Source organism: Curtobacterium sp. VKM Ac-2865 (genome assembly GCF_015350905.1).
Lineage (GTDB): Bacteria > Actinomycetota > Actinomycetes > Actinomycetales > Microbacteriaceae > Curtobacterium.
Window position 1 is genome coordinate 242,944 of the sequence record NZ_JADKRZ010000005.1, and the last position, 23,051, is coordinate 265,994.

A 23,051-nucleotide genomic window follows, 5' to 3' on the forward strand; every position below is an offset into this window, starting at 1 on the left:
AGCGTAGCGGCGGAGCGGTCCAGATGGTATACCGTTTTGGTATACCAAACCGTTCCGCGACGAAACGACTCCGATGACGACGACCACCTCCGCGACCACGACCACCGCCCGCGCGTGGTCGATGCTCGCGCTCGGTGTCGCCGCGCAGGCTGCCGGCACGCTCGTCGTCTCGGCGCCGGCGCTGCTCATCCCCTACCTGCACGCGCACGGCACGCCCCTGCCGGTCGCCGGGGTCCTCGCCGCCGCGCCGACCTTCGGCATGGTGCTGACCCTCATCGCCTGGGGAGCCCTGACAGACCGGATCGGCGAGCGGGTCGTCATCGCGGGCGGGCTCGTCCTGACGACCCTCGCGACGGTCGGCGCCTGGCTCGCCGCCGGTGACCCGGTGCTGCTCGGGCTGGCGTTCTTGGCGGGCGGGATGACGAGCGCGTCGACGAACGCCGCGAGCGGCCGGGTCGTGGTCGGGTGGTTCCCGAAGCAGCGGCGAGGGCTGGCGATGGGGATCCGGCAGATGTCGCAGCCGCTCGGGGTGACGCTCGCGGCGGTCACGGTACCGCAGCTCGCCGAGACCTCCGGTATCCGTGCGGCCTTGGTGCTGCCGATCGTGCTGTGCGCGGTGCTCGCCGTGCTGTGCGCCGTCGGCATCGCGAACCCGCCACGACCGGCACGGGACGACGCTCCCGCAGCCCACGTCGCGAACCCCTACCGGACGTCGAGTTTCCTGTGGCGGATCCACGCGGTGTCCGTCCTGCTCGTCGTGCCGCAGTTCACGCTGTCGACCTACGGGCTCGTCTGGCTCGTCGGGCTGGGGTGGCCCACCGCCGCGGCCGGCCTGCTCGTCGGTGCGTCCCAGTTCGTCGGGGCGATCGGACGCATCCTCGTGGGGGTGTGGAGTGACCGGGCACGCTCCCGGGTCGGACCGCTGCGGGTCGTCGCCGTGAGCGCGGCGGCGGTGATGGCGGTCATGGCGGTCGTCGATGCGTCACACCTGGCGGGTGCGGCCGTGTTCCTCGTGGTGGCGACGAGTGTGACCGTGGCGGACAACGGGCTCGCGTACACCTCGGTCGCCGAGGCAGCGGGGCCGTTCTGGTCCGGACGGGCACTCGGTGCGCAGAACACCGGCCAGTTCATCGCGGCGAGCGCCGTCGGCCCGGGCATCGGGGCACTGGTCGGTGCAGTCGGCTTCGCGGCGTCCTTCGGGATCGTGGCGGTGCTGCCGTTGCTGGCGCTGCCGCTGGTCCCGCGTGGAGACCGCTCGACCGGGTGAGGCCGGCGGGTGTTCCGACCCATGACGTCTGCGATGGGAGGTCGGATCGCGCGTGGTGGGCTGGAAGAACCGACCTCCCACGCGCGATTCGACCACCTACGCACGATCCGACCTGCAACGCGCGAAAGGGCCCCGCACTCCGCGCGCAGCACGACCCCGCGCGCCCGCGCGCCCGCGCGCCCGCGTCAGGCCGGGACGGCCGGGCCCACCCGCCAGCGGAGCAGCGCCGACGCGGGCGCCCCGCTCGGCAACGACGCGGCGTTGACGAGCACGAGCTCGGCGTCGGTGAGCACGATCGCCCGGACGATGGCGCACACCGCGGGCACCTGCCCGAGGACCTCCACTCCCCCCGCCTGCTCGGGCGCCGTCGCCACCCAGGGTGCTGCGGCGAGCGCGTACAGCGTCCGGTCCCCGAGCGCCCCGGCGTCGAGCGCGACCACGGCTGCCTGCGCCTGCTGGAGGGCATCGACCACGGGGCCGATCCCGCTGACGCTCTCGTTGTCGCCGCGGCCCTCGTGCGTGCGCAGGAGGTCCTGCACGTCGTGCCGGCGTGACGCCAGCACCCGCGCGAGCGCGAGGTCCACGTGCTGCACGAGCGCCTTCTCGGACGCGTCGTCGGCGCGCGGGTCGACGGCGACCTCGGTGACCAGTGCCCTGGTGGCGGTGGAGAGCTCGCCGCGGAGCAGTTCGCGGGCGCGGATGTCCCCCGCCACGATGACCACCCGGGGCGAGGTGGTGCGGACTGCCTCGTCGACCCCGGCGGCGACCTCGCCGGCGGTCTGCTTCCAGATCTCCTCCGTGTGGGCCTGCCAGTGCGGCTGCTTCCACCCGGTCCCGGCCTTGGCGTAGTGCAACGTGTCGGTGCGGCCCTGGATGCGCTGTTCGTCCTCGGGCGCACCCGAGGGCGCGTGACCGAGTCGGTAGCCGCGGAACCCACCGCCCTCACGACCGACCTGGACCACCAGGAACGGAAGGTCGAACGGCCGGTGGGCCAACAGCGGGAGCAGGTCCGGGACGGCGCCGGTGCCGACGGACTCCTGCCCGTGCAGGTGTCCGGGCAGCACCTCGCTCAGGACGAGCTCGTCGTCGCGGACGAGCACGTAGCGGGCGACGGGCGCGGGGACGCCGGGCTGCTCGACGAGCTCCTCCTCGATGACCTCGACCGCACGGGCCGAAGCGCCCTGCTGCTGCAGTGCGTCCGAGACGGTGCGCCGCTGGAGCGCGGCCATCCGTCTGGGGTCCTCCCGGTTGCCCGAGACGTCGACGTACGCCCAGGTCCAGGTGCCGGGGGCCTGCAACGCCTCGACCAGGCCGGGCTGCAGGGTGGTGTTCTCACGATCGGTCATCGTCGTCCTCCCGTTCATGCCGCCGGCGGCCATCGCCGTCGCGGCGTCGGTGTCTTCCTGGCCCCACCGTCCGCGCATCGAGCTGACGCCGTTCCGAGGTCGGAGCGAACACCCAGGCCCGAACACCCACCGTCGCTCGGGTTCCGTGGTTTGCTGAGGTGCAACCCCGATCAATGACGAACCGGAGTGCAGGCAATGACGCCATCATCACGACCACCAATCAGCAGACGCCAGCTCTTCGGGCTCGGCATCGGAGCGGCTGCGACGGGTCTCCTCGCCGGCTGCGCCGTGCCCGGCTCGACGAACGTCAACAAGGCGGCACTCGTCCCCGCGGCGGCGAGCGGCGAGACGATCCAGCTCACCTACTGGGCGTGGCTCAAGGACCTGCAGAAGGTCTGCGACGTCTGGAACGCGAAGCACCCCGACGTGCAGGTCACCGCGAACTGGATCCCGGGCGGCAACAGCGGCGGGTACCAGAAGATGTACTCGGCGCTCGCGGCCGGCGGCGGGCCCGACATCGGGCAGGTCGAGCTCCGGCAGATCCCCGAGTTCATGCTCGCGAACGGCCTGGTCGACCTGGCCCGCTACGGCGCGAAGGACGTGCAGGACAAGTACGACGAGGCGGCCTGGGCCCAGGTCTCCTTCGTCGACGGCGTCTACGGCATCCCGCAGGACACGGGCCCGATGGGGTTCTACTACCAGACCGCGATCCTCGAGCAGGCCGGCGGTGAGCCCCCGACGACATGGGACGAGTGGAAGGTCCTGGCCGACAAGGTCCGGGGCACCGGCAAGCAGAACTACCTCGAGGTGTTCCCGGTCGCCGACGCCTCGCCGTTCGCCGCGTACGCGCAGCAGGCCGGCGCGCGCTGGTTCAAGGTCGACGGCGACGAGTGGGTCGTCGACATGACCGACGACGCCACGCTCGAGGTCGCCGACTTCTTCGACGGGTGCATCGACGACAAGCTCGTCGACACGTCCGCCAGCGCCTACACACCCGGTTGGTACGCCGCCGCTGCGAGTGGTCGCGTCGCCGCCGTCACGAGCGCGAGCTGGGGCGACGCCCTGATCGAGTCCGTGCAGGGCGGCAAGGGCAAGTGGAAGGTCGCGCCGATGCAGAAGTGGAGCGCCGACGGGTTCGGGTCGAGCGCGATCGGCGGTTCGACGGCCGCGGTCCTCGCCAACGCGAAGCACCCGAAGGAAGCGCTCGACTTCATCACGTGGATGACCACCTCGAAGGAAGGGGTCGACGCCATGATCAAGCACTGCGGCATCGGCTGGTCCCCCGCGAAGGACTACATCGGCGCACAGCGCGAGCAGCCGAGCGCCTGGTTCTCCGGGCAGAACTACAACGAGGACGTCTTCGCCCCGGCGGCCAAGGAGCAGAACATCGACTGGTCCTGGTCCCCCGTCACGCAGTCGGCGTTCACGTCGCTGCAGAACCAGTTCCGCCGCAAGATCACCAGCGGGCTCAAGCTCAGCGACGCCGTCGAACTCGCCCAGCGCGAGATCGTCCAGGCGTTCAAGGACAAGGGCCTCAGCGTCAGGACGGCATCGTGAGCACCCAGACCCAGACCCCGACGCGCGCCACCGAGCGTGCGCAGCCGACCTTCCGCACGAGCACCAAGGCCACCCGGGCGCAGAAACGCGCGCCGTGGGTCCTGCTCGCACCGTTCCTGGCGCTCTTCGTCCTGACGTTCATCATCCCGATCATCAGCGCCCTGTTCCAGAGCTTCACGACCGTCGACCGCAAGGGCCTGTTCGGCGAGGACGGCGTCACCGGCCGCTTCGCCGGCTTCGACAACTACGTCACGGCGCTGAACGACAGCGGCTTCGTCGCCTCGATCGGCCGCATGCTCCTGTTCGGCATCGTCCAGGTGCCGGTGATGATCATCGCCTGCACGGTCCTGGCGCTGCTGCTGGAGTCGGCGAGCGCCCGCTGGCCGGGCTTCTTCCGGGCGATCTACTTCATGCCGTACGGCGTCCCGGGCGTCATCGCGACGATCCTCTGGTCGTTCCTGTACGTCCCCGGGCTGTCGCCGATCGTGTCGCTGCTGCAGTCGATGGGGCTGCAGCCGGACTTCCTCGGCGCGAACAGCGTGCTGTGGTCGATCGCGAACATCGTCACGTGGACCTACACCGGCTACAACATGCTCATCATCGTGGCGCAGCTGAAGTCGATCCCCGGCGAGGTGTACGAGGCCGCCAAGATGGACGGCGCCGGCCCCTTCCAGGTCGCCTGGCGCATCCAGATCCCGCTCATCGCGCCGGCCCTGGTGCTGACGACGGTGTTCTCGATCATCGGCACGCTGCAGCTCTTCGCGGAGCCGCAGATCCTGTCGACGGTCGCCCCGGCCATCGACAGCGAGTACACGCCGAACTACGCCGCCTACACGAACGCGTTCGCGTTCAACGAGTACGGCGTCGCGAGTGCCCAGGCGGTCATCATCGCGCTGGCCGCCTTCATCCTGTCCTTCACGTTCCTGGCGCTGACGAACCGCCCGCCCAAGGACGAGCGCGACCAGCGCAAGCGGGCTCGCAAGGACGGCCTGGAGGCCCGGCGCGCGCTCCAGACGCGCGCATCCGCCGGACAGGTGGTCACCAACCGAGCCGACCAGAGCCTCCCGGCCGGTCGCGTCGCGACGACCGAAGGGACTGACCGATGACCAGCGAAGCCATCGAAGCGCCGGCCACGGCGAAGACCGCGGTGCCCGTCGACACCACGTCCATCTCCGCCCACCAACGGCGGAAGCTCGACCGCTCGCCGCGGTCGCAGATCGTCGTGACGGGCATCCTCGTCGTCGTCGCGCTCTACTTCCTGGTGCCGCTGTACTGGGTCGTGATCGCCGCCACGAAGACGACGGGCGCGCTGTTCTCGACGAACGGGTTCTGGTTCGGCGGCGACTTCGCGCTGTTCAGCAACCTGCAGCAGGTGTTCACGTACGACGGCGGGATCTTCGTCCGGTGGATCGCGAACAGCATCCTGTACTCGGGCGTCGGCGCGGTGCTGGCGACCTACTTCGCGGCGGCCGGCGGGTACGCGCTCGCGAAGTACGAGTTCCGCGGGCGGCAGCTCGTGTTCGGGACCATCCTCGGCGGCGTGCTCGTGCCGGGGACCGCGACGGCGCTGCCGCTGTTCCTGCTGTTCTCGACGATGGGCCTGACCGACACGTACTGGAGCGTGCTCATCCCGAGCCTGGTCTCGCCGTTCGGCCTGTTCCTGTGCCGGGTGTACGCCTCGGCGTCGATCGACACGGCGCTGATGGAGTCCGCGCGGCTCGACGGGGCCAGTGAACTGCGGATCTTCCACACGATCGCGCTCCGGCAGATGACGCCGGCGCTCGTGACGGTGTTCCTGTTCCAGGTCGTCGGGATCTGGAACAACTTCTTCCTGCCGCTGATCATGCTGGCAGACCAGAAGCTGTACCCGATCACACTGGGACTGAACAACTGGCGGTCCCAGGTGGACCGTCTGCCAGAGTTCTACCAGCTCACCACCGGCGGAGTGCTCGTCTCGGTCATCCCGCTCGTCATCGCCATCATCGTCCTGCAGCGCTTCTGGCGCGGGGGCCTCACGGAAGGATCGGTCAAGGGTTGACCTCCACCGCCACCGACGACCTGCACGCCACGACGCCCGGATCGGCGTCCCGACTGGCACCGAGGGCGTGGTTGCACACCGATGCACCCGCCCTGACGCTGAACGGGGAGTGGGACTTCCGCTGGTCGCCGGTGGCGGACGCCCCGGACTTCGACGACCCGGACGGGTGGGGCACCCTGCCGGTCCCCGCGCACTGGGTCCTGCACGGGCACGGGGCTCCGAGCTACACGAACCTGCAGTACCCGTTCCCGATCGACCCGCCGCACCCGCCCGAGGAGAACCCGACGGGCGACTACCGACGCACCTTCTCGCTGCCGTCGTCGTTCGACGCGGCCGCCCGGGTGCTGCTGCGGTTCGACGGCGTGGAGTCGCACTTCCGCGTCTGGGTGAACGACGACCTGGTCGGGTGGTCGACGGGCTCCCGACTGGCGAGCGAGTTCGACGTGACGTCGCTGCTGCGGCCCGGGTCGAACGAGGTCCGCGTGCGCGTGCATCAGTGGTCGGCGGCCTCGTACTTGGAGGACCAGGACCAGTGGTGGCTGCCGGGCATCTTCCGTGACGTCACGCTGCTCGCTCGACCCGCGGCCCCGATCGACGACGTGTTCGTCCGCGCCGGGTGGACCGCCACCCTGGGGACCGCTGCGTCCGCCGGGACCGCCGCGTCCGGTCGGCCCTCGACGGGCACCGGCACGATCACGGTGCCGACGCTCGACGCCGTGTTCCCCGTGCGCTTCGCCGTGCCGGACCTCGGCGTGTCCGTCGTCTGGGACTCCGCCGAGGACGTCGCCCCGATCGAGGTCGAGGGCGTCGAGCCGTGGAGCGCCGAACTCCCGAAGCTGTACGACGCCACGATCGCCTCGGACGGTGAGACGGTCTCGCTCCGCCTGGGCTTCCGCACGGTGTCGATCGAGGGTGACAGGTTCCTGGTCAACGGCGAGCGCGTCGTGTTCCACGGCGTGAACCGCCACGAGACCCACCCCGAGCGTGGCCGCGTGTTCGACGAGGCCCACGCCCGAGCCGACATGGCGCTCATGAAGCGGCACAACGTCAACGCGATCCGCACCTCGCACTACCCGCCGCACCCGCGCGTGCTGGACCTGGCCGACGAGCTCGGCTTCTGGGTGGTGCTGGAGTGCGACCTCGAGACGCACGGGTTCCTCTTCGTCGACTGGGTGGGCAACCCGTCCGACGACCCGGCGTGGGAGGAGGCCTACCTCGACCGCATGCAGCGCACCGTCGAGCGGGACAAGAACCACCCGTCGATCGTGATGTGGTCGCTCGGCAACGAGTCCGGCACCGGGCGGAACCTCGCGGCGATGTCGTCGTGGGTCCGCGCCCGCGACGCCGAACGGCCCGTGCACTACGAGGGCGACTACACGGGCGAGTACACCGACGTGTACTCGCGGATGTACCCGACGCTGCAGGAGACCGAGTCGATCGGCGGCGGCCCGGCGACCCCGCTGCTCGAGTGCGGCCCGGCCGAGGCGGCACGGCAGCGGTCGAAGCCGTTCATCCACTGCGAGTACGTGCACGCGATGGGCAACGGGCCCGGGCAGATCCAGGAGTACGAGGACCTGGTCGACCGCTACCCACGGCTGCACGGCGGCTTCGTGTGGGAGTGGCGCGACCACGGGCTCCTCGCGCACACGCCCGACGGCACCCCGTACTACGCCTACGGCGGCGACTTCCACGAGGTCGTCCACGACGGCAACTTCGTGATGGACGGCCTGGTCCTGCCGGACGACACCCCCACGCCGGGCCTGGCGGAGTTCGCGGCCGTCGTGGCCCCGGTGCGGTTGTCGGTGGGCGGCACCACGGTGCTGGTCGAGAACCGGTTCCACTCGGCGTCCACCTCCGGGCTCCGCTTCACGTGGACCCTGACGCGCAACGGCGTCGTCGAGGCCACCGGACGCCTGGCGCCCGGCGTCGTGGCCGCGCGCGAGTCGGCCACCGTGCCCGTGCCGACCGAGGTGCTCGCCGCCGCGGCCGGTCCCGTCGCCCCGGGCGAGGAGCTCTGGTTCGACGTCGTCGCGGAGCTCGCCGGTCCGACGGCCTGGGCGGACACCGGCCACGTCGTGGCACGCACCCAGACGCTCGTCGCGAGCCGGGTGGCGGAGGCGCCACGAGCCTCCAGTGCGGGGTGGGACGGTGACCGGCTCGGGGAGGCGACCTTCACCGCACGCGGCGACCTGTCGAGCTGGAAGGGGCTGCCCGTCGCTGGGCCGCGCGTGGAGCTCTGGCGGGCTCCGACCGACAACGACCGGCTGGCGTCGCAGGGCGGCTACGAGACGGCCGACCCGGTGCTGACCCACGGTGTCGGCGACCCGGACGCGCCGTCGTCGGCCTCGAAGTGGGAGGCGCACGGGCTGGACCGGCTGACGCACCGGCTGGTGTCGGTGTCGCGGACGGCGCACGGCCTCGTGCAGCGTGTCCGTGTGTCGGCGGCGAACAGCGGCGCCGGCGTCGAGGTGACGCACCGCTGGACCCTGACCGAGGCGGGGCTGCTGCTCGACACGACGGCGATCCCGTTCGGCGCCTGGGGCATCACGTGGCCGCGCATCGGCGTCCGCATCGACCTGCCGGCGTCGCTCGTCGACGAGTCGGCGGAGTGGTTCGGCACCGGGCCGCTGGAGTCGTACGCCGATTCCTCGCACGCGGCGCACGTCGGGCGGTTCGCGGCGCCGGTGTCCCTGCTGAACGTCAACTACTCGATGCCGCAGGAGACCGGGCACCGTCCGGACCTGCGCTCGCTGACGGTGGGGCCGTTCACGGTCTCGTCGGTCGGCGCTCGGCGGACCGGCTTCACCCTGACGCCGTGGACCGCGCAGCAGGTCGGCCGCGCGGGGCACCCGTACGAGTTGCCGGCGTCCGAGGCGCTGTACCTGTACCTCGACGCGGCGCAGCACGGGCTGGGGTCGCGTGCGTGCGGGCTCGACGTGCTGCCGGAGCACCAGCTGTGGCCGGCGACGACGGCGTGGAGCGTGCTGCTGGGGTAGGGCGGGGCGGGCGTCGGCGATTGCGGGCGGGGCGCTTGTGCTGGCTGGCGTCGCACAACAGAAACCCGCTCGAACCACGGAACTCCGTGGTTCGAGCGGGTTTCCACTGTGCGGCGTGGCCCCGAGCACTCGCTTGACAGGGCTCGGCATACTGCGTTTCAGTACTCGTGTGTTGTTCTCCGCACTGATGCTCATCGCCAGCGGATCGGTCATCTCGGTCATCGCCGAGCTGACAGCACGAGGCATCGTGGGCCCGAACGGCGGCGCCGGTATCCGCATCGCCTCCGTGATGCGATCGGAATCGACCTGGACGGTCGGCCATCGCGCTGCCCGGGCATGGCTCCACGCAGCCGCTACGGCGTTGGTCGGCTCCGGGCTGCTGAGCCTTCTCGCGCCACAACGTGTCGTCGACATCTGCCTCCCCATCGGCATGGCGGTCGCGTTCTGCTTCCTCATCGTCAGCGCCGTGGTCGCGAGTCGTGCCGCTCGGCGGTCCGATGACTCCGGCGACGACGGCGTGGAGCGTGCTGCTGGGGTAGGGCGGGGCTGAGACCGCTCGGAACCACGGAACGGACACTGCACCGGGGATCTCCTCGGTGCAGTGTCCGTTTCGTGGTGCTGTCGCGGCGCCTACGCCTCGAGCGCGGGGAGCGCCGCGGGGTCGGCGCCGTTCAGGAAGTCCGTCAGGCGCTCGGGCTCGCCGGGCTCCTCGATCGCGATCGCCGCACGACGCAGGGCGAACAGGGAACGCAGCACCCCGCGGTTCGGCTCGTGCGACCACGGCACCGGCCCGGCACCGCGCCAGCCGGCCCCGCGCAGCGAGTCGAGCCCGCGGTGGTACCCGACCCGGGCGTAGGCGTAGGACTCCAGCGTGGCGCCACGCTCCCAGGCCTCGTCGGCGAGCAGTGCCAACGCCAGGCTCGACGAGGGGTGCGCGACGACCACGGCCGCGACAGGGGTGTCGGCAGCGAGGGCGGCGTTCACCGACGGGTCGGCGGGCAGCAGGGTCTCGGGGTTGGCCGACGGGGTCGGCAGCAGGTTCTCGGGCATGCCTCCACCCTGTCATCCCTTGCGCCCGCGCGGCGACCAGGCCTACCGTGGTGGCACCTCGTCGTCATCACGAGGCCCCCGGGGCGGGAGACCGACCGGCGGCTCGGATGGCGGACACGGGGGTCCCCGACGGAAGAAGACGGATTGCTGTCGATCACCGGTCCTGCTCAGCCCACGCGCTGACACCGTGATCGCGCGCCCCGTCGGGCGCTCCACCGCACCGCGGTGGGTCGGTGTCGTGCGCCCAGCACCGACACCGGGGAGACACCTCCATGCCCACCAGTCCATCCGTCGTCCTGCACGACCTCAGCTTCACCTGGCCCGACGGCACCGTCGCGCTCGACCACCTCACCGCCGCCTTCGGCTCGGGCCGCACCGGTCTGGTCGGGAGGAACGGGGCCGGCAAGTCCACGCTCGTCCGGCTGGTCACCGGTCGGCTCCAGCCCACGTCCGGGTCCGTCCAGACGTCGGGTCCCGTCGACGTCCTGCCCCAGCGGCTGCTCGCGGCGGCCGACGGAGCGCGGGCGACCGACACCGTCGCGGACCTGCTCGGCGTCGGCCCGTCGCTCGCGGCACTCCGGGCGATCCTCGGCGGGGACGGCGACCCGACGCACTTCGACGTCCTCGGGGACGACTGGGACGTCGAGGAGCGCGCCGCAGCGGCAGTCGACGCACTCGGCCTGGACCTCGACCGTCCGGTGTCGACGCTCTCGGGCGGGCAGGCCGTGCTCGTCGCCATCGCGGGGATCCGCCTGCGTGGTCGGCCCATCGCGTTCCTCGACGAGCCGACGAACAACCTCGACCGCCGGGCGCGTGCGATGCTCCTCGACGTCGTGGACTCCTGGCGCGGGACCCTGGTGCTCGTCAGCCACGACCGGGAGCTCCTGGAGCACGTCGACGAGACATGCGAGCTCCGCACCGGGTCGGTCACGGTCTTCGGCGGCACGTTCTCGGCGTACGAGGCCCACCTCGCCGTGCAGCAGGCCGCCGTCGAGCGTGAGGTCCGCGTCGCCGACCAGCGGCACCGCACCCAGAAGCGGCAGCGCATCGCGGCCGAGACCACGATCGCCCGGCGTGCCAAGGCGGGCGAGAAGGCCGGGCGGTCGATGCCGAAGTCGTACGCGAACGAGATGCGGAAGCACGCGCAGGAGACCGCGGGCCGGCTCCGCGTCGGGTTCGCGGACGACGAGGCCGCGCCGCTGGCCACGAAGCGCGACGCCGAACTGCGGCTCCGCGAGGACGAGGCCATCCACGTCGAGCTGCCCGACCCGCACGTGCCCGCGTCCCGCCGCATCGCCACGATCACCCTCCGCGGACGGGACACCGTCGTGCAGGGCCCGGAGCGGGTCGCCGTCGGCGGGGACAACGGCGTCGGCAAGACGACCCTGCTCGAACAGCTCGTCGGCGTGCCCACCGCGCGGGAGCACCCCCTACCCGACACCGGTGCCGTCGCGCACGTCGAGCAGATCGCGTACCTGCCGCAGCGGAAGGACTCCCTCGACGACGCCGCCACCGTGTTCGAGAACGTCGGGCGCGGCGCCCCGCACGTGCCACCGGCCGAACTCCGCAACCGACTGGCCCGGTTCCTGGTCCGCGGGGACACGGTCGACCGTGCGGCGGGTTCGCTGTCCGGCGGCGAGCGATTCCGGGTCGCCCTGGCCGGACTGGTGCTCGCGGACCCGCCGCCGCAGCTCCTGGTGCTCGACGAACCGACGAACGACCTCGACCTGACGAGCGTCGACCAGCTCGTCGACGCGCTACGGGCCTACCGCGGAGCCGTCGTCGTGGTCAGTCACGACGAGTCCTTCCTGGACCGGCTCGGGATCGACGTCCGGCTGGAGGTGTCGTGACGCGGGGTCCGGGCTAGCGCTTCCGGGTCGGGCGGATCGACAACGACTCGATCGTCCCGCGCTCGGGCAGGTCGACGACCGTGCGCACGGCGTCGGCGACGTCGGACGGGGCGAGGTAGTACTCGGTGTCGTAGTCCTCGCCGAGCTTGTCCACGAGCTGCCGCTGCATGTCCGAGTCCGTCCGGCCCGGGTGCACGCTCGACACCCGCACGCCGGCGTCCCGCTCCTCTTCCCGCAGGGCGTCGGTGAACGCTCGGAGCGCGAACTTGGACGCGCCGTACACGCCGCCGCCGGGCCCGGAGACGAAGCCCGAGCCGGAGTTGATCGTCACGACGATGCCCCGCGAGGCCCGGAGCGCCGGCAGCGCCAGCCGGGTCAGCTCGGCCACCGCGAAGACGTTGGTGGCGAAGACGGCCTCCCACGTGGCACGCGGGGTGTCCGCCACCCGGGTGCCCTGCTCGACGCCGGCGGAGTGCACGAGGACGTCGAGTCGTTCCGGCAGGTCCGGCAGGTCGCCGGCGCCGAGGTCGCCCACGAAGGGCTCGGCGCTCGGCAGGTCCGCCACGACAGCGGCGACCGCGTCGGCGCTGCGCCCACCGACGAGCACGTGGTGGGTGCGGCCGAGGTCGGCCGCGATCGCGCGGCCGATGCCACGGGTGGCTCCGGTCACCAGGGCGACCGGTCGGACTGGAGGCTGTGTCTGCGTCACGCAGGCCAGCCTACGGAAGGCGGGGAGAGCCTCCCGGACGATCGACGATCGTGCGTATCGACGTTCCGGGCTTCGACATCTGGTGTGTCAGATGTGACGCTGGTTCCGCGAAGCAATCCGCGGCGCACCGGACCGGCACCCCGCGCCGCGAGGTGTCGGCAGATCGAAGGAAATCCAGCATGTTCGTCGCCATCATCGGACTCATCGGCGCAATCGGTGCCGGCATCGTCGGTGCCGCAGGCGCGATCGGGGCCGGCGCGCTCGGGGTCGTGGGCACGGTCGCCGCCGCCCTGATCGGCGCGTTCCTCCACTGAGACGCAACGAGGACGTGGGCGCCACGGCGCCCACGTCCTCGTGGCGTTCCCGGGGAGGTCAGTCGTTGTCGACGCCCTGGCGGATCCGGATGCCCTCGAGGACGTCCTGGGCGCGCTTCTCGTCCTGCTTCTCGATCTGACGGGTGTCGCGCTCGGGGAGCTGGATGTCCTCCTCGGCACGGATGCCGGCCTGGAGTTCGCGACCCCGCTCGATCTCGGCGTCGAACTCGGCGCCGAAGAGCAGCGCGTTGTTCGTGATCCAGATCCACAGCAGGAACACGATCACGCCACCGAGGGAGCCATAGGTGGCGTTGTAGTTCGAGAAGTTCGCGACGTAGAACCCGAAGCCCACGCTCGCGATGATCCAGATGAGCAGGGCGACGATCGACCCACCGCTGACCCAGCGGAACTTCGGCTGCTTGACGTTCGGCGACCAGTAGTAGAGCACCGCGATCACCAGGACGGCGATCACCAGGAGGATCGGCCACTGCACGATCGAGAGCACGAGCGCGGCGGCGTCGCCGAGGCCGATCAGGTCGCCGAAGCTGCGGGCGAGCGGACCGGAGACGAGCGCGAGCAGACCGACGACGAGCAGGACGACCGTGGTCACGGTGACGCCGAGCATGGTCGGGCGGAGCTTCCAGATCGGACGGCCCTCGCGCACGTTGTAGATCCGGTTCATCGACCGGCCGAAGGCACCGACGTAGCCGGAGGCCGACCACAGCGCGCCGAGCAGACCGACGATGAACGTGACCGGTGCCGCGGGTGAGCGGACGAGGCCCTCGACGGGGTCCTTGATCAGGTCGGCGACCTGCGCGGACCCGACGTTCCGGATGATCTCCAGCAGCGTGTCGACCGTGTCCTTCGGGTTCGACACCAGGCCGAGGATCGAGACGACGGCGAGCAGTCCGGGGAACAGCGCGAGGACCGTGTAGTACGTCAGGCTCGCCGCGAGGTCGGTGCACTGGTCGCTGCCGAACTCACGCAGCGTCTTCTTGAGCGTGTAGACGAGCGTGGGCTTCTTGAGGTCGGTGGGGCTGTCGGCCTTCCGGGAGTCGTCCGGAGCCGGCTTCTGCTGTTCGCGCGCCATGGTCAGCCCTTCTTCGCTCGCTTGGCGGCCTGCTTGCGGTACCTGGCGGCCTGCGCCTGCACGGGGGCGAGGCGGCGGCGCTGCTTCGTCCGGAGCTGGTACCCGGGGTCCTGCTCGAGCTGCGCCTGGCGGGCCTTGCGGCCGGCCCTGCGGGCCTTGCGGCCCTTGCGACCGGGTGCCGACTCGTCGCCGCCACGTGCGCCGAACGGCAGCAGCGCGGTGAACGCCGTCGACGCGGGCGGTGTCGCGAGGTGTCCAGCGGGGGTACGGCCGATGCGCGTGCCCACCACGATGGCCACGACGCCGGTGGCCGCGATCGTCGCGAGGGCGACGAGCGGGGTCGGGTCGCGGTGCCAGCGCTGCCGGGTCTTCGCCACGGCCAGTCGGGTGCGCGCGGGCACGTCGACCTTCTGCTTGATGCGCTCGACCGTGTCGGTGATCCGCTCGCGCGTGCGGACGTTCGCGAGCTCGAGCTCGGGGAGACTGTCGTTCGCCATACGTCGTTCGTACACGGTTCCGGGCCGCGACACCCCAGGACCGCGTTGTGCGACCACCCCGGCAGCGTGTCCAGTGTCACGCGGCTAGCGTCCCGCGCATGCTGTACCGAGACGTCGCCGAGGGCATCCACCGGCTCGAGATCGCCCACACGAACCAGTACCTGGTCGAGACCGGCGACCAGCTGATCGTCATCGACGCAGGGCTGCCGGCGTCGTGGCCGCACCTGTTGCTCGCCGTGCACGACCTCGGGTACACGCCCGACCGTGTCGAGGGGATCCTGCTCACCCACGGGCACTTCGACCACGTCGGCACCGCAGCCCGGGCACACCGGGAGTGGGGCACGCCGGTGTTCGTGCACCCGGGCGACCGCGACCTGGCGGCGCACCCCTACTCGTACCGGCCGCAGACGAACCGGTTCGGGTTCGTCCTGGCACACCCGGGCGGGTTCGCACCCCTCGGTCGGATGCTGCTCGCCGGAGCCGCGACGGTCGACGGCATCGAGGACACCGTGCCGCTCGAGTCCCGCGCCGAGGTGCCCGGCTCGCCGTGGATCATCGAGACGCCCGGGCACACCGACGGGCACGTGGCGCTGCACTTCGCCGACCGGGACGCAGTGGTCGTCGGGGACGCGCTGGTGACCTTCGACCCCTACACCGGCGGCGTCGGGCCCCGGGTGGTGGCACCGGCGGCGACGTCCGACATGGACACCGCCGTCGCGTCGCTCGGGCGGCTCGAGGACACCGAGGCGCGGCACGTGCTGCCGGGGCACGGGCCGGCCTGGTCGTGGGGCGTGCGGGGCGCGGTGGCGCAGGCGCGGCGGGCGGCCGGGGCCGCCTGACGCTCGGAGTGCGGTTGCTCTGCCGGATCGAGCGACAAGGTCGACGTCGTACGACAGCGAGGTTGTCGTTCCGAGTCGAAGCCGGCTGGCCGCCCGCCCGTCAGTCGGGGACGACGACGTCCTCGGGCATGCCGGACGCGGCGGAGCGGGTCGCCGCCTCCATCAGCGCGAGGCTGCGGAGGTTGTCACGCCCGCTCGTCTCCGGCGCCGGGCCGCCCTCGACCGCACGCGCGAAGGCCTGCAGCCCGCCCTGGCGGTCGTGGTGCTCGGCCGTCGGGAGCTCGACGGACTCGACGGTCGGCGCCCCGGCGGCACTGCCGGTCGTGCCGCCGCCGGCTGTGCCGCCGCCGGTCTTCCGCACGGTGACGCGGTCGCTGCTGATGTCCCCGGGTTCAGCGCCACGGCTGGTGAACCGGATCTCGCCGTCCTCGCCCTGGATGCTCCACTCGCCGGCCCAGGGCGTGTGCTCGGCCCGGCTCAGCCAGCTGCCGCGGTAGCTGACGACCAGGCCGTCCTCCATCTCGATGAGCATCGACGCGACGGCCTCGTCCTGGTACTTGCTGAACGACGGCCACGTGGCCTTCGCGAACACCCGGACGGCGTCCTTGCCCGTGACCATCCGGAGCAGGTCCAGGTGGTGGATCGCCATGTCGTTGATCATCGCGTGCGGGAACCGGTAGTGCGGGTTGTCCTCGAACGCCGCGTCGTTGTCCCACTGCCGGAAGTCGATGTTGATCGCGGAGAGCTCCCCGAGGGTGCCCGCGGCGAGCAGGTCCTTCGTGACGCGGGGCGCCGGGTAGAACCGGTAGTTCTGGCTGACCTGCAGCACGAGGCCGCGTTCCTCCGCACGGTGGACGGCCTCGGCGGCTTCCACCGCGGAGTTCGCGAAGGGCTTCTCCACCAGGACGTGCTTGCCGGCGTCCAGGGCCTCGAGCGCGAGTGGCACGTGCGTGACGGCCGGGGCGGTGATCACGACGGCATCGGCTTCCACCCCGGTGAGCGCGGCGGTCAGGGACGGGAACGCAGCAGTCTCCGGCAGGCCGAGGTCCTTCCGCACGGCCTCGAGCGTCGGGGCACTCGGGTCGGCGATCCCGACGACCTCGACTTCCGACACCGCGGGGAGCGCGACGCGGGCCCAGCTGCCGCCCCACCCTCCGAGACCGACGTGGATGATGCGGACCGTCATGTGTGCACTCCCTCGTGTTCACGTCGACGCCGACTCCGGCGTCACGTCCATCCTTGCAGGGACCGCCGACCGTGCTCACCGGGGAGCGCCCCGGGGTGGAGGCTCGCCCGCGCGTTCCTTCCCATCACGCCCGCGGTGGGGAGCGAGATCGCGCGTTGCCGGTGGGAAGGAACGACCCGCTACGCGTGATCCGACCTGCTACGCGGGATTCGACCCGCTACGCGGCATTCGGCCCGCTATGCCCGAGACAGCCCGCGGGGGGCAGGCGGGTGGGCAAGGGAGAACTCCGCGCGCCGCAGCGCCCCCCTCAGTGCGTGAAGGCGTAGGCGATGAGCGCCATCGTGACGATGAACCCCGCCAGGTAGTTGATCCACAGGAACCGCTTCCACCCCGCGTTCGCGGACTCGGCGCCCGCGTCGGTGACGTTCCACCACGGCAGCACGTTGAGCGCGTACGGGATCACCACGACCGCGGCGATGGGCCCCGGGAACGCCGAGAACAGCAGCGCGACACCCGCGACGACGTAGGCGACGAACGCCAGCCGCACGGTCGCCCGCGCTCCGATGACCGTCGCCACGGAGCCGATGCCCCCGGCCCGGTCGGCGAGCACGTCCTGCACCGCGCCGAACGCGTGCGAGGCGACGCCCCACAGGAAGAACGCCACGCACACGGCGACGAGCTGCCCGGTCCAGTGCGGTCCGGCGAGCGCCAGGCCGTAGACCGCCGGGGACACGAAGTGTGTCGACGAGGTCAGCGAGTCCAGGAACGGCTTCTCCTTGAACCGCAGCCCGGGCGCCGAGTACGCGATCACCGCGAACACGCTGATCGCCAGCACGAGCCACGACCACGGGCCGTTGCCACCGACACCGCCGAGCAGCACGAGCGCGACGAGGAACGGCACGTTCGTGACGACGACGGCCCACAGCGTGGTGCGGTGCACGCTCTTGTCGAGCAGCGCGCCCTCGACCCCGCCCTTGCGCGGGTTGACGAGGTCGGACTCGTAGTCGAAGACGTCGTTGATGCCGTACATCGCGAGGTTGTAGGGCACCAGGAAGTACACGACGCCGACGAGCAGCGCCACGAGCGAGAAGCCGGCGCCGCCGTCCAGGCCGACGCCGCTGCCGAGCAGGTAGGCGGCCGCGAACGGGTACGCGGTGTTGACCCAGCTGATCGGCCGGGACGACACGAACAGTGCGCCGAGGGTCGACTGCCGGGAGGCAGGGGTCGCCGTCATCGCGGATCCTCCGGTTCGGGACGTGGTCGGGTGGTGAGCTCGGCATGGCGGTCGCGGTCGAGCAGGACCCACAGCGACGGCAGCAGCAGCACGGCACCGATCGCGTAGGCCAGGTCCTCGACGGGGAACGCCCCGATCCGGAGCCCGAGGATGCGTGCCGGGTCGTAGGCGACGATGCGGAGCGTGACGATGACGTTGTTGAAGACGATCGTCATGACGAGCAGCGCCACCCCGGCGACGACGCCGGTGACGAGGGTGACCCGTCGACGGCGGGCAGCGTCCTCACGCGTCGGGGCTCGCCGGTCGGCCACGACGCCAGCGACGACCGCCAGCACGAGGGCGACGAGCAGGAACGGCACCGCGAGCAGCGCGTACACGCCCGACCCGTTCACGACCGGCTCCGGCGCTCGGCGGCCCGCGCCACGACCGGCCGGACGGCGCCGAACAGGTTCATCGTCGTGTAGCAGAGCAGCAGCAGGAAGAAGAGCTCCTCGAGCGGGACGTCCGGCGCGAGCAGCACACCCGTCAGCAGCCGGGTCGGGCCGATGAAGAAGATGCCGAGCCCGACGCCGAGCGCGTCCCAGACGAGGAAGAACACGACACCGATCGCCATGACCGCCGCCGCACGCCACGGTGCCCGCCAGAAGAACAGCCGGAACCGGGCGTCGAGCACGGCCATGCCGGTCAGGGAGACCAGCAGTCCGAGGAGGTAGAGCCCGGGCATCACCCAGCGGCCGTCGGCGTGGGGGTCCGCGTCGACACCGCCGTGGTCGCCCGCGGCGGGGCACCGGCGGACCGCGTGAGCGGCGTCGGCAGGGGCTCGGTGGAGGTGTCGCCGTGGATGCGCTTCAGCAGGACCTCGGCCGAGATCAGGCACATCGGCAGTCCGATGCCCGGGATCGTCGAGGACCCGGTGTAGTACAGGCCCTCGACCTTCTTCGACTTGTTGCCCTCGCGGAAGAACGCGCTCTGCTTCAGGGTGTGCGCCGGGCCGAGCATGGAGCCGCTCCAGGCGTTGTAGTCGTCCGCGAAGTCGCGCGGGCCGATCGTCCGGCGCACCCGGATGCGGTCGCGGAGGTCCGGGACGCCCGAGCGCTCGGCGACGACGTCGATGGCCCGGTCGGCGATCTGCTCGACCTCGTCGTCGCCAGCGCCGTCGATGCCGCCCTTGCCGATGCCGACGTCGGCCGGCAGCGGCACCAGGATGAACAGGTTGCTCGTGCCGGGCGGGGCGACGGTCGGGTCGGTCTCGGACGGCGCGCAGACGTAGATCGACGCCGGGTCGGGCACGTGCCGGTCGTCGCCGAACACCGCGCCGAAGTTCGCCTTCCAGTCCGCGGTGAACATGAGCGTGTGGTGCAGCAGCCCGGGGACGGGACCGTCGACACCGAGGTAGACGAGCACGGCCGAGGGGCCGGGGTCGCGCTTCTGCCAGTGCGACTCGTCGTGCGTGCGGTGCTCGCGGTCGAGCAGCTGCATCTCGGTGTGGCGGAGGTCGGCGGCACTGACGACGACGTCCGCGGGCGCGACGTGCTGGACGCCGTCGCGGTCGCGGTGCACGACGCCGGTGACGTGCCCGTCCTCGACCTGGATCCGCTCGACCGCGGCCCCGGTGGTGATCTGCGCACCCTCGGCGCGGGCGACCCGCTCGACGGCTGAGATGAGCTCGGTGATGCCGCCCTTGGGGTAGAGCACCCCGTCGGCCAGGTCGAGGTGGCTCATCAGGTGGTACATGCTCGGCGCGGAGTACGGGCTGGTGCCGAGGAACACGGCCGGGTAGCCGAGGACCTGCCACAGGCGGCGGTCCCGCACGGCGGTCCCGGCGAAGCTGGACAGCGGCTGGAGCAGCAGCCGCGCGAGCTTGCCCATGCGGAGCAGCACGTCGGGTGCGGCCAGCTTCCGGAAGTCCTGGAACGTGCCGTAGAGGAACCGGCGCACGGCCATCTCGTACGTGTCGGCCGCGGAGTCGAGGTACTTCGCCATCCGCTTGCCGGCGCCCGGCTCGATCGACTCGAACAGTTCGAGGTTGTCCTCGCGCGTGGCCCGCAGGTCGATCGGCTCGTCGTAGCCCTCGCTGTAGACCCGGTAGCCGGGGTCGAGCGTGACCAGGTCGAGCTGCTCGTCGGCGCTCGTGCCCAGCAGCTGGAAGAAGTGGTCGAAGACCTCGGGCATCAGGTACCACGACGGCCCGGTGTCGAACCGGAAGCCGTCCTGCTCCCAGGTGCCGGCGCGGCCGCCGAGGTGGGTGCGCTGCTCGAGCACGGTGACGGCGAAGCCGTCCCGCGCGAGCAGGGCGGCGGACGCGAGTCCGCTGATGCCGCCGCCGATGACGACGGCGCGGCGCACGGGGACCTTGCGGGTGGTCTCCGGACGGGAGGCTCGTGACGGGCTCATGCTGGGCCTCCTGTGTGTCGGTGGGTCACCCTGCGCGACGTGATGGGCGCGCGTCCGGCGAGCACCTGCGCGGCGAGCCGCGCCTTGACGGGGTTCGGGACGCGCACGCGGGTGGTGATGAGCCGGGTGGCCGGGGTGGCCGCGATCCGGTCGTTGAGTTCCTGGAACAGGGCGTGGGCCAGGCCGACGGCCTGGCGGGCGTCCTTCGGCAGCAGCGGGACGGTGCGTGCCGCGGTGTCGAGGTCGGCCTGGACGTCGTCCACCAGGCGGGTCTTGGTGGCCTCGTCGAAGGAGCGCAGGTCGACGCCCGGGAAGTAGGAGCGCCCGAGCACCTCGAAGTCGGCGTGCAGGTCGCGCAGGAAGTTGACCTTCTGGAAGGCGGCGCCGAGTGCCCTGGCACCGTCGACGAGCACGGTCGGGTCGAACGTCGGTGTGCCGGCGCGGTACACGAAGGCGCGCAGGCACATCAGGCCCACGACCTCGGCCGAGCCGTACACGTACGTGTCGAAGGAGGCCTGGTCGTGCTCGGTCTGCTCGAGGTCCATCCGCATGGACGCGAAGAACGGCTTCGTCAGCTCCGGGCCGAACCCGGTCGTCCGGGCGGTCCTGGCGAACGCGTGCACGACCGGGTTCACCGAGAAGCCGTGCGCCATCGCCCGCTCGGTGTCGACCTCGAGCTCGTCGAGCACCGTGCGGGCGAGTGCCGGGTCGAGCCCTGCCTCGGTTGCTGGGCCGTCCACGACCTCGTCGGCGACGCGGACCAGGGCGTAGACGTTCTTGATGTGCTCGCGGGTGTCCTTCGTGAGCAGGCGCGACGCCAGCCCGAAGGACGTGGAGTAGCGGTCGATGACGACGGACGACGCTGCCTCTGCCGTGGCGTCGTAGAGCGGGAGCCGAGCGGCGTGCCCGCTGGGGGCCTTCGTGGTGCTCGTGGTCACCGGACGCGCTCCACCAGTTCCGACACCAGGGTCTCCAGACGGGATGCGAGGTCGTAGGGCAGCGCGGCGAGCTCCGCGCGGGCGAGTGCGGTGTGTTCGCGGACCCGGGCGAGCGCGGCGTCGTGTGCCCCGCAGTGCACGAGCAGGCGGCGCATCTCGGCGGCGCGCTCCTCGGTCAGGTCGGGGTCGCCGAGGTAGGGGGCGAGTTCTGCCCAGCACTCGGTGGTGGCGGCGTAGGCGATGAGCATCGTGCGCTTGCCCTCGCGCAGGTCTCCGATCGCGGTCTTGCCCGTGGCGGCCTCGTCGCCGAAGACCCCGAGCAGGTCGTCGACCACCTGGTAGGCGATGCCGATCTCGCGACCGAAGGCACCGAGCGCGACGACGACCGACTCGTCGGCACCGGCGAGCACGGCGCCGGACTGCAGCGGGGCCTCGAACGAGTAGACGCTCGTCTTCGCCCGCTCCATCGCCAGGACCTCGTCCACCGTGGGCATGACGCCGTGGGTCAGGTCGACGTCGGCCATCTCGCCGGCGGCACTGGCGAAGACGGCGTCGTCGAACAGGTCGAGCAGGCGGGTGCGCCGATCGCCGTCCACGCCGCTCGACTCGATGAACCGCGGGGCGCCGGACAGTGCCAGGTCGCCGGCGATGACCGCGGCGCTCATCCCCCGGTGCTCGGCGGTCGGCAGCGGCAGGCCACCGGTCGTGCCGGTGTCGCGGAAGGACCCGGCGACGTTGGGCTGCCCGCGGCGGGACCAGTCGCGGTCGATGACGTCGTCGTGCACGACCAGCGCGGTGTGCAGGAGTTCGTAGGCCGCGGCGACGTGTGCGGCAGCGTGGGTGTCGGTGCCACCGAGGCCGGCGTACGCGGTGAGGACCATGCGGGGACGGAAGCGCTTGCCGCCCATGCTCGCCTTGCGGAGCACACGCCAGAGTTCTTCCGAGGGGCGACCGAAGGCCTGCGCCCGGGCCGAGGACACCACGAAGAAGCGCTCGAGGCACTCGTCCACCAGGTCGAGGTCGATGTGCGCCACGGTGGCCGCTTCGTCCGTCATTGGCCTAATCTATCGAACTAGATGAACCACTTCCCTGAAACCGTCGTGCTGCTGGCCGAAGACCGTACCCCGATCGGCACCGCGGACAAGTTCGCGGTGCACACCGATCACACGCCGCTGCACCTCGCCTTCAGCTGCCACGTCACCAACGCGGACGGCGACCTGCTCGTCACCCGCCGTGCGCTGTCGAAGAAGGCCTGGCCCGGCGTCTGGACGAACTCCTTCTGCGGCCACCCCGGCCCGGACGAGACGTTCGAGGACGCCATCGCCCGTCGCGCTGCCCGAGAACTCGGCATCACCGTGCGGGACGTGCAGAGCGTGCTGCCCGACTTCCGGTACCGGGCGGTCGACGCCTCGGGGATCGTGGAGAACGAGGTCTGCCCGGTGTTCCGTGCCGTGACCGACGACGTCCCCGCCCCCGCGGACGACGAGGTCTCCGAGTACGAGTGGCTCTCCGAGGCCGCGCTCCGCAGTGCCGTCTCAGCTGCGCCGTTCGCGTTCAGCCCGTGGCTCGGGTGGCAGCTCGAACAGCTGCCGGTCAACGCGCTCGACTGACCCTTCCGGGCGCGTCGTCTGATGCGTGCCGGCGCGTCGTGGCGCATCGCACCGAGCGCGTTGCCTCAGCCCGTGCGAGGTTGACCACCCCGTGCGGGCCTGTCTCGCGGCACGGGGTGCGCAAGCTCGCACCACG

The 23,051-nt window shown here is 71.6% G+C and carries 22 protein-coding genes; 10 read left to right on the forward strand and 12 right to left on the reverse strand.

Annotation, left to right across the window (positions count from 1 at the left end):
• Positions 1-73: 73 nt before the first annotated feature.
• Positions 74-1,267: an MFS transporter gene (locus ITJ54_RS13680; RefSeq protein WP_194629137.1), complete on the forward strand. Its 1,194-nt coding sequence runs from the start codon at positions 74-76 to the stop codon at positions 1,265-1,267.
• 185 nt (positions 1,268-1,452) lie between these two features.
• Here ITJ54_RS13680 and ITJ54_RS13685 read toward each other — a convergent pair whose 3' ends face one another.
• Entirely contained in the window at positions 1,453-2,613 is a 1,161-nt protein-coding gene (locus tag ITJ54_RS13685) for a hypothetical protein (RefSeq protein WP_194629139.1), read from the reverse strand.
• A 195-nt stretch (positions 2,614-2,808) separates the two neighbouring features.
• Here ITJ54_RS13685 and ITJ54_RS13690 point away from each other — a divergent pair, with 195 nt between their 5' ends.
• From ITJ54_RS13690 to ITJ54_RS13710, 5 genes are all read left to right on the forward strand, one after another.
• The gene (locus ITJ54_RS13690; protein ID WP_194629141.1) at positions 2,809-4,170 is read left to right on the forward strand and encodes an ABC transporter substrate-binding protein; all 1,362 of its coding nucleotides are present in this window, start codon (positions 2,809-2,811) and stop codon (positions 4,168-4,170) included.
• Positions 4,171-4,271: 101 nt separating this feature from the next.
• Positions 4,272-5,276 carry a carbohydrate ABC transporter permease gene (locus ITJ54_RS13695; RefSeq protein ID WP_416354911.1) on the forward strand — a complete coding sequence of 335 codons (1,005 nt, stop codon included), beginning with the start codon at positions 4,272-4,274 and terminating at the stop codon, positions 5,274-5,276.
• An 11-nt stretch (positions 5,277-5,287) separates the two neighbouring features.
• Positions 5,288-6,208 carry a carbohydrate ABC transporter permease gene (locus tag ITJ54_RS13700; RefSeq protein WP_416354912.1) on the forward strand — a complete coding sequence of 307 codons (921 nt, stop codon included), beginning with the start codon at positions 5,288-5,290 and terminating at the stop codon, positions 6,206-6,208.
• Positions 6,205-9,204 carry a glycoside hydrolase family 2 TIM barrel-domain containing protein gene (locus ITJ54_RS13705; RefSeq protein WP_194629145.1) on the forward strand — a complete coding sequence of 1,000 codons (3,000 nt, stop codon included), beginning with the start codon at positions 6,205-6,207 and terminating at the stop codon, positions 9,202-9,204. Before ITJ54_RS13700 ends, ITJ54_RS13705 begins: the two co-directional genes overlap by 4 nt.
• 169 nt (positions 9,205-9,373) lie before the next feature.
• On the forward strand, positions 9,374-9,754 hold the full coding sequence (locus ITJ54_RS13710) for an SdpI family protein (protein WP_194629147.1): 381 nt from the start codon (positions 9,374-9,376) through the stop codon (positions 9,752-9,754).
• An 80-nt stretch (positions 9,755-9,834) separates the two neighbouring features.
• Here ITJ54_RS13710 and ITJ54_RS13715 read toward each other — a convergent pair whose 3' ends face one another.
• Complete coding sequence (locus tag ITJ54_RS13715) at positions 9,835-10,254, reverse strand: DUF3151 domain-containing protein (protein ID WP_194629149.1); 420 nt, start codon at positions 10,252-10,254, stop codon at positions 9,835-9,837.
• A gap of 272 nt (positions 10,255-10,526) precedes the next feature.
• Here ITJ54_RS13715 and ITJ54_RS13720 point away from each other — a divergent pair, with 272 nt between their 5' ends.
• Positions 10,527-12,104, forward strand: coding sequence for an ABC-F family ATP-binding cassette domain-containing protein (locus ITJ54_RS13720; RefSeq protein ID WP_194629151.1), 1,578 nt, complete (start codon positions 10,527-10,529; stop codon positions 12,102-12,104).
• A 13-nt stretch (positions 12,105-12,117) separates the two neighbouring features.
• Here the strand turns inward: ITJ54_RS13720 and ITJ54_RS13725 are convergent, their stop codons facing one another.
• Positions 12,118-12,813, reverse strand: coding sequence for an SDR family oxidoreductase (locus ITJ54_RS13725; protein WP_194629153.1), 696 nt, complete (start codon positions 12,811-12,813; stop codon positions 12,118-12,120).
• 179 nt (positions 12,814-12,992) lie between these two features.
• Here ITJ54_RS13725 and ITJ54_RS18140 point away from each other — a divergent pair, with 179 nt between their 5' ends.
• Positions 12,993-13,127, forward strand: a complete 135-nt coding sequence (locus ITJ54_RS18140) for a hypothetical protein (RefSeq protein WP_267238012.1) — start codon at positions 12,993-12,995, stop codon at positions 13,125-13,127.
• A gap of 58 nt (positions 13,128-13,185) precedes the next feature.
• Here ITJ54_RS18140 and ITJ54_RS13730 read toward each other — a convergent pair whose 3' ends face one another.
• Positions 13,186-14,217 carry a YihY/virulence factor BrkB family protein gene (locus tag ITJ54_RS13730; protein ID WP_194629155.1) on the reverse strand — a complete coding sequence of 344 codons (1,032 nt, stop codon included), beginning with the start codon at positions 14,215-14,217 and terminating at the stop codon, positions 13,186-13,188.
• Positions 14,218-14,219: 2 nt separating this feature from the next.
• Positions 14,220-14,714: a hypothetical protein gene (locus ITJ54_RS13735; RefSeq protein WP_194629157.1), complete on the reverse strand. Its 495-nt coding sequence runs from the start codon at positions 14,712-14,714 to the stop codon at positions 14,220-14,222.
• A gap of 98 nt (positions 14,715-14,812) precedes the next feature.
• On the opposite strand from ITJ54_RS13735, the gene ITJ54_RS13740 reads away from it, so the two are divergent.
• Positions 14,813-15,553 (forward strand): MBL fold metallo-hydrolase, encoded by a 741-nt coding sequence (locus ITJ54_RS13740; protein ID WP_194629159.1) that lies wholly within the window; start codon positions 14,813-14,815, stop codon positions 15,551-15,553.
• A gap of 100 nt (positions 15,554-15,653) precedes the next feature.
• Here ITJ54_RS13740 and ITJ54_RS13745 read toward each other — a convergent pair whose 3' ends face one another.
• The 7 genes from ITJ54_RS13745 to ITJ54_RS13775 form a co-directional block, all read right to left on the reverse strand.
• Positions 15,654-16,739 carry a Gfo/Idh/MocA family protein gene (locus ITJ54_RS13745; RefSeq protein ID WP_194629161.1) on the reverse strand — a complete coding sequence of 362 codons (1,086 nt, stop codon included), beginning with the start codon at positions 16,737-16,739 and terminating at the stop codon, positions 15,654-15,656.
• Between the two features lie 307 nt (positions 16,740-17,046).
• On the reverse strand, positions 17,047-17,973 hold the full coding sequence (locus ITJ54_RS13750) for a prenyltransferase (protein WP_194629163.1): 927 nt from the start codon (positions 17,971-17,973) through the stop codon (positions 17,047-17,049).
• On the reverse strand, positions 17,970-18,365 hold the full coding sequence (locus ITJ54_RS13755; RefSeq protein WP_323741723.1) for a lycopene cyclase domain-containing protein: 396 nt from the start codon (positions 18,363-18,365) through the stop codon (positions 17,970-17,972). The genes ITJ54_RS13750 and ITJ54_RS13755 overlap by 4 nt, the downstream gene beginning before the upstream one ends.
• Positions 18,362-18,697: a lycopene cyclase domain-containing protein gene (locus tag ITJ54_RS13760; protein ID WP_194629165.1), complete on the reverse strand. Its 336-nt coding sequence runs from the start codon at positions 18,695-18,697 to the stop codon at positions 18,362-18,364. The genes ITJ54_RS13755 and ITJ54_RS13760 overlap by 4 nt, the downstream gene beginning before the upstream one ends.
• Positions 18,697-20,367 (reverse strand): phytoene desaturase family protein, encoded by a 1,671-nt coding sequence (gene crtI / locus ITJ54_RS13765; RefSeq protein WP_194629167.1) that lies wholly within the window; start codon positions 20,365-20,367, stop codon positions 18,697-18,699. The genes ITJ54_RS13760 and crtI overlap by 1 nt, the downstream gene beginning before the upstream one ends.
• The gene (locus ITJ54_RS13770) at positions 20,364-21,305 is read right to left on the reverse strand and encodes a phytoene/squalene synthase family protein (protein ID WP_194629169.1); all 942 of its coding nucleotides are present in this window, start codon (positions 21,303-21,305) and stop codon (positions 20,364-20,366) included. The genes crtI and ITJ54_RS13770 overlap by 4 nt, the downstream gene beginning before the upstream one ends.
• Positions 21,302-22,360, reverse strand: coding sequence for a polyprenyl synthetase family protein (locus ITJ54_RS13775; protein ID WP_194629172.1), 1,059 nt, complete (start codon positions 22,358-22,360; stop codon positions 21,302-21,304). The genes ITJ54_RS13770 and ITJ54_RS13775 overlap by 4 nt, the downstream gene beginning before the upstream one ends.
• Before the next feature lie 21 nt (positions 22,361-22,381).
• Here ITJ54_RS13775 and idi point away from each other — a divergent pair, with 21 nt between their 5' ends.
• On the forward strand, positions 22,382-22,915 hold the full coding sequence (gene idi, locus ITJ54_RS13780) for an isopentenyl-diphosphate Delta-isomerase (protein WP_194629175.1): 534 nt from the start codon (positions 22,382-22,384) through the stop codon (positions 22,913-22,915).
• Positions 22,916-23,051 lie beyond the last annotated feature (136 nt).

Bases quoted from the DNA above. Each gene is read 5' to 3' on its own strand.
- ITJ54_RS13680 (WP_194629137.1), top strand. From the start codon at position 74: ATGACGACGACCACCTCCGCGACCACGACCACCGCCCGCGCGTGGTCG.
- ITJ54_RS13685 (WP_194629139.1), bottom strand. From the start codon at position 2,613: ATGACCGATCGTGAGAACACCACCCTGCAGCCCGGCCTGGTCGAGGCG.
- ITJ54_RS13690 (WP_194629141.1), top strand. From the start codon at position 2,809: ATGACGCCATCATCACGACCACCAATCAGCAGACGCCAGCTCTTCGGG.
- ITJ54_RS13715 (WP_194629149.1), bottom strand. From the start codon at position 10,254: ATGCCCGAGAACCTGCTGCCGACCCCGTCGGCCAACCCCGAGACCCTG.
- ITJ54_RS13720 (WP_194629151.1), top strand. From the start codon at position 10,527: ATGCCCACCAGTCCATCCGTCGTCCTGCACGACCTCAGCTTCACCTGG.
- ITJ54_RS18140 (WP_267238012.1), top strand. From the start codon at position 12,993: ATGTTCGTCGCCATCATCGGACTCATCGGCGCAATCGGTGCCGGCATC.
- ITJ54_RS13730 (WP_194629155.1), bottom strand. From the start codon at position 14,217: ATGGCGCGCGAACAGCAGAAGCCGGCTCCGGACGACTCCCGGAAGGCC.
- ITJ54_RS13735 (WP_194629157.1), bottom strand. From the start codon at position 14,714: ATGGCGAACGACAGTCTCCCCGAGCTCGAGCTCGCGAACGTCCGCACG.
- ITJ54_RS13740 (WP_194629159.1), top strand. From the start codon at position 14,813: ATGCTGTACCGAGACGTCGCCGAGGGCATCCACCGGCTCGAGATCGCC.
- ITJ54_RS13745 (WP_194629161.1), bottom strand. From the start codon at position 16,739: ATGACGGTCCGCATCATCCACGTCGGTCTCGGAGGGTGGGGCGGCAGC.
- ITJ54_RS13750 (WP_194629163.1), bottom strand. From the start codon at position 17,973: ATGACGGCGACCCCTGCCTCCCGGCAGTCGACCCTCGGCGCACTGTTC.
- ITJ54_RS13760 (WP_194629165.1), bottom strand. From the start codon at position 18,697: ATGCCCGGGCTCTACCTCCTCGGACTGCTGGTCTCCCTGACCGGCATG.
- crtI (WP_194629167.1), bottom strand. From the start codon at position 20,367: ATGAGCCCGTCACGAGCCTCCCGTCCGGAGACCACCCGCAAGGTCCCC.
- ITJ54_RS13775 (WP_194629172.1), bottom strand. From the start codon at position 22,360: ATGACGGACGAAGCGGCCACCGTGGCGCACATCGACCTCGACCTGGTG.
- idi (WP_194629175.1), top strand. From the start codon at position 22,382: ATGAACCACTTCCCTGAAACCGTCGTGCTGCTGGCCGAAGACCGTACC.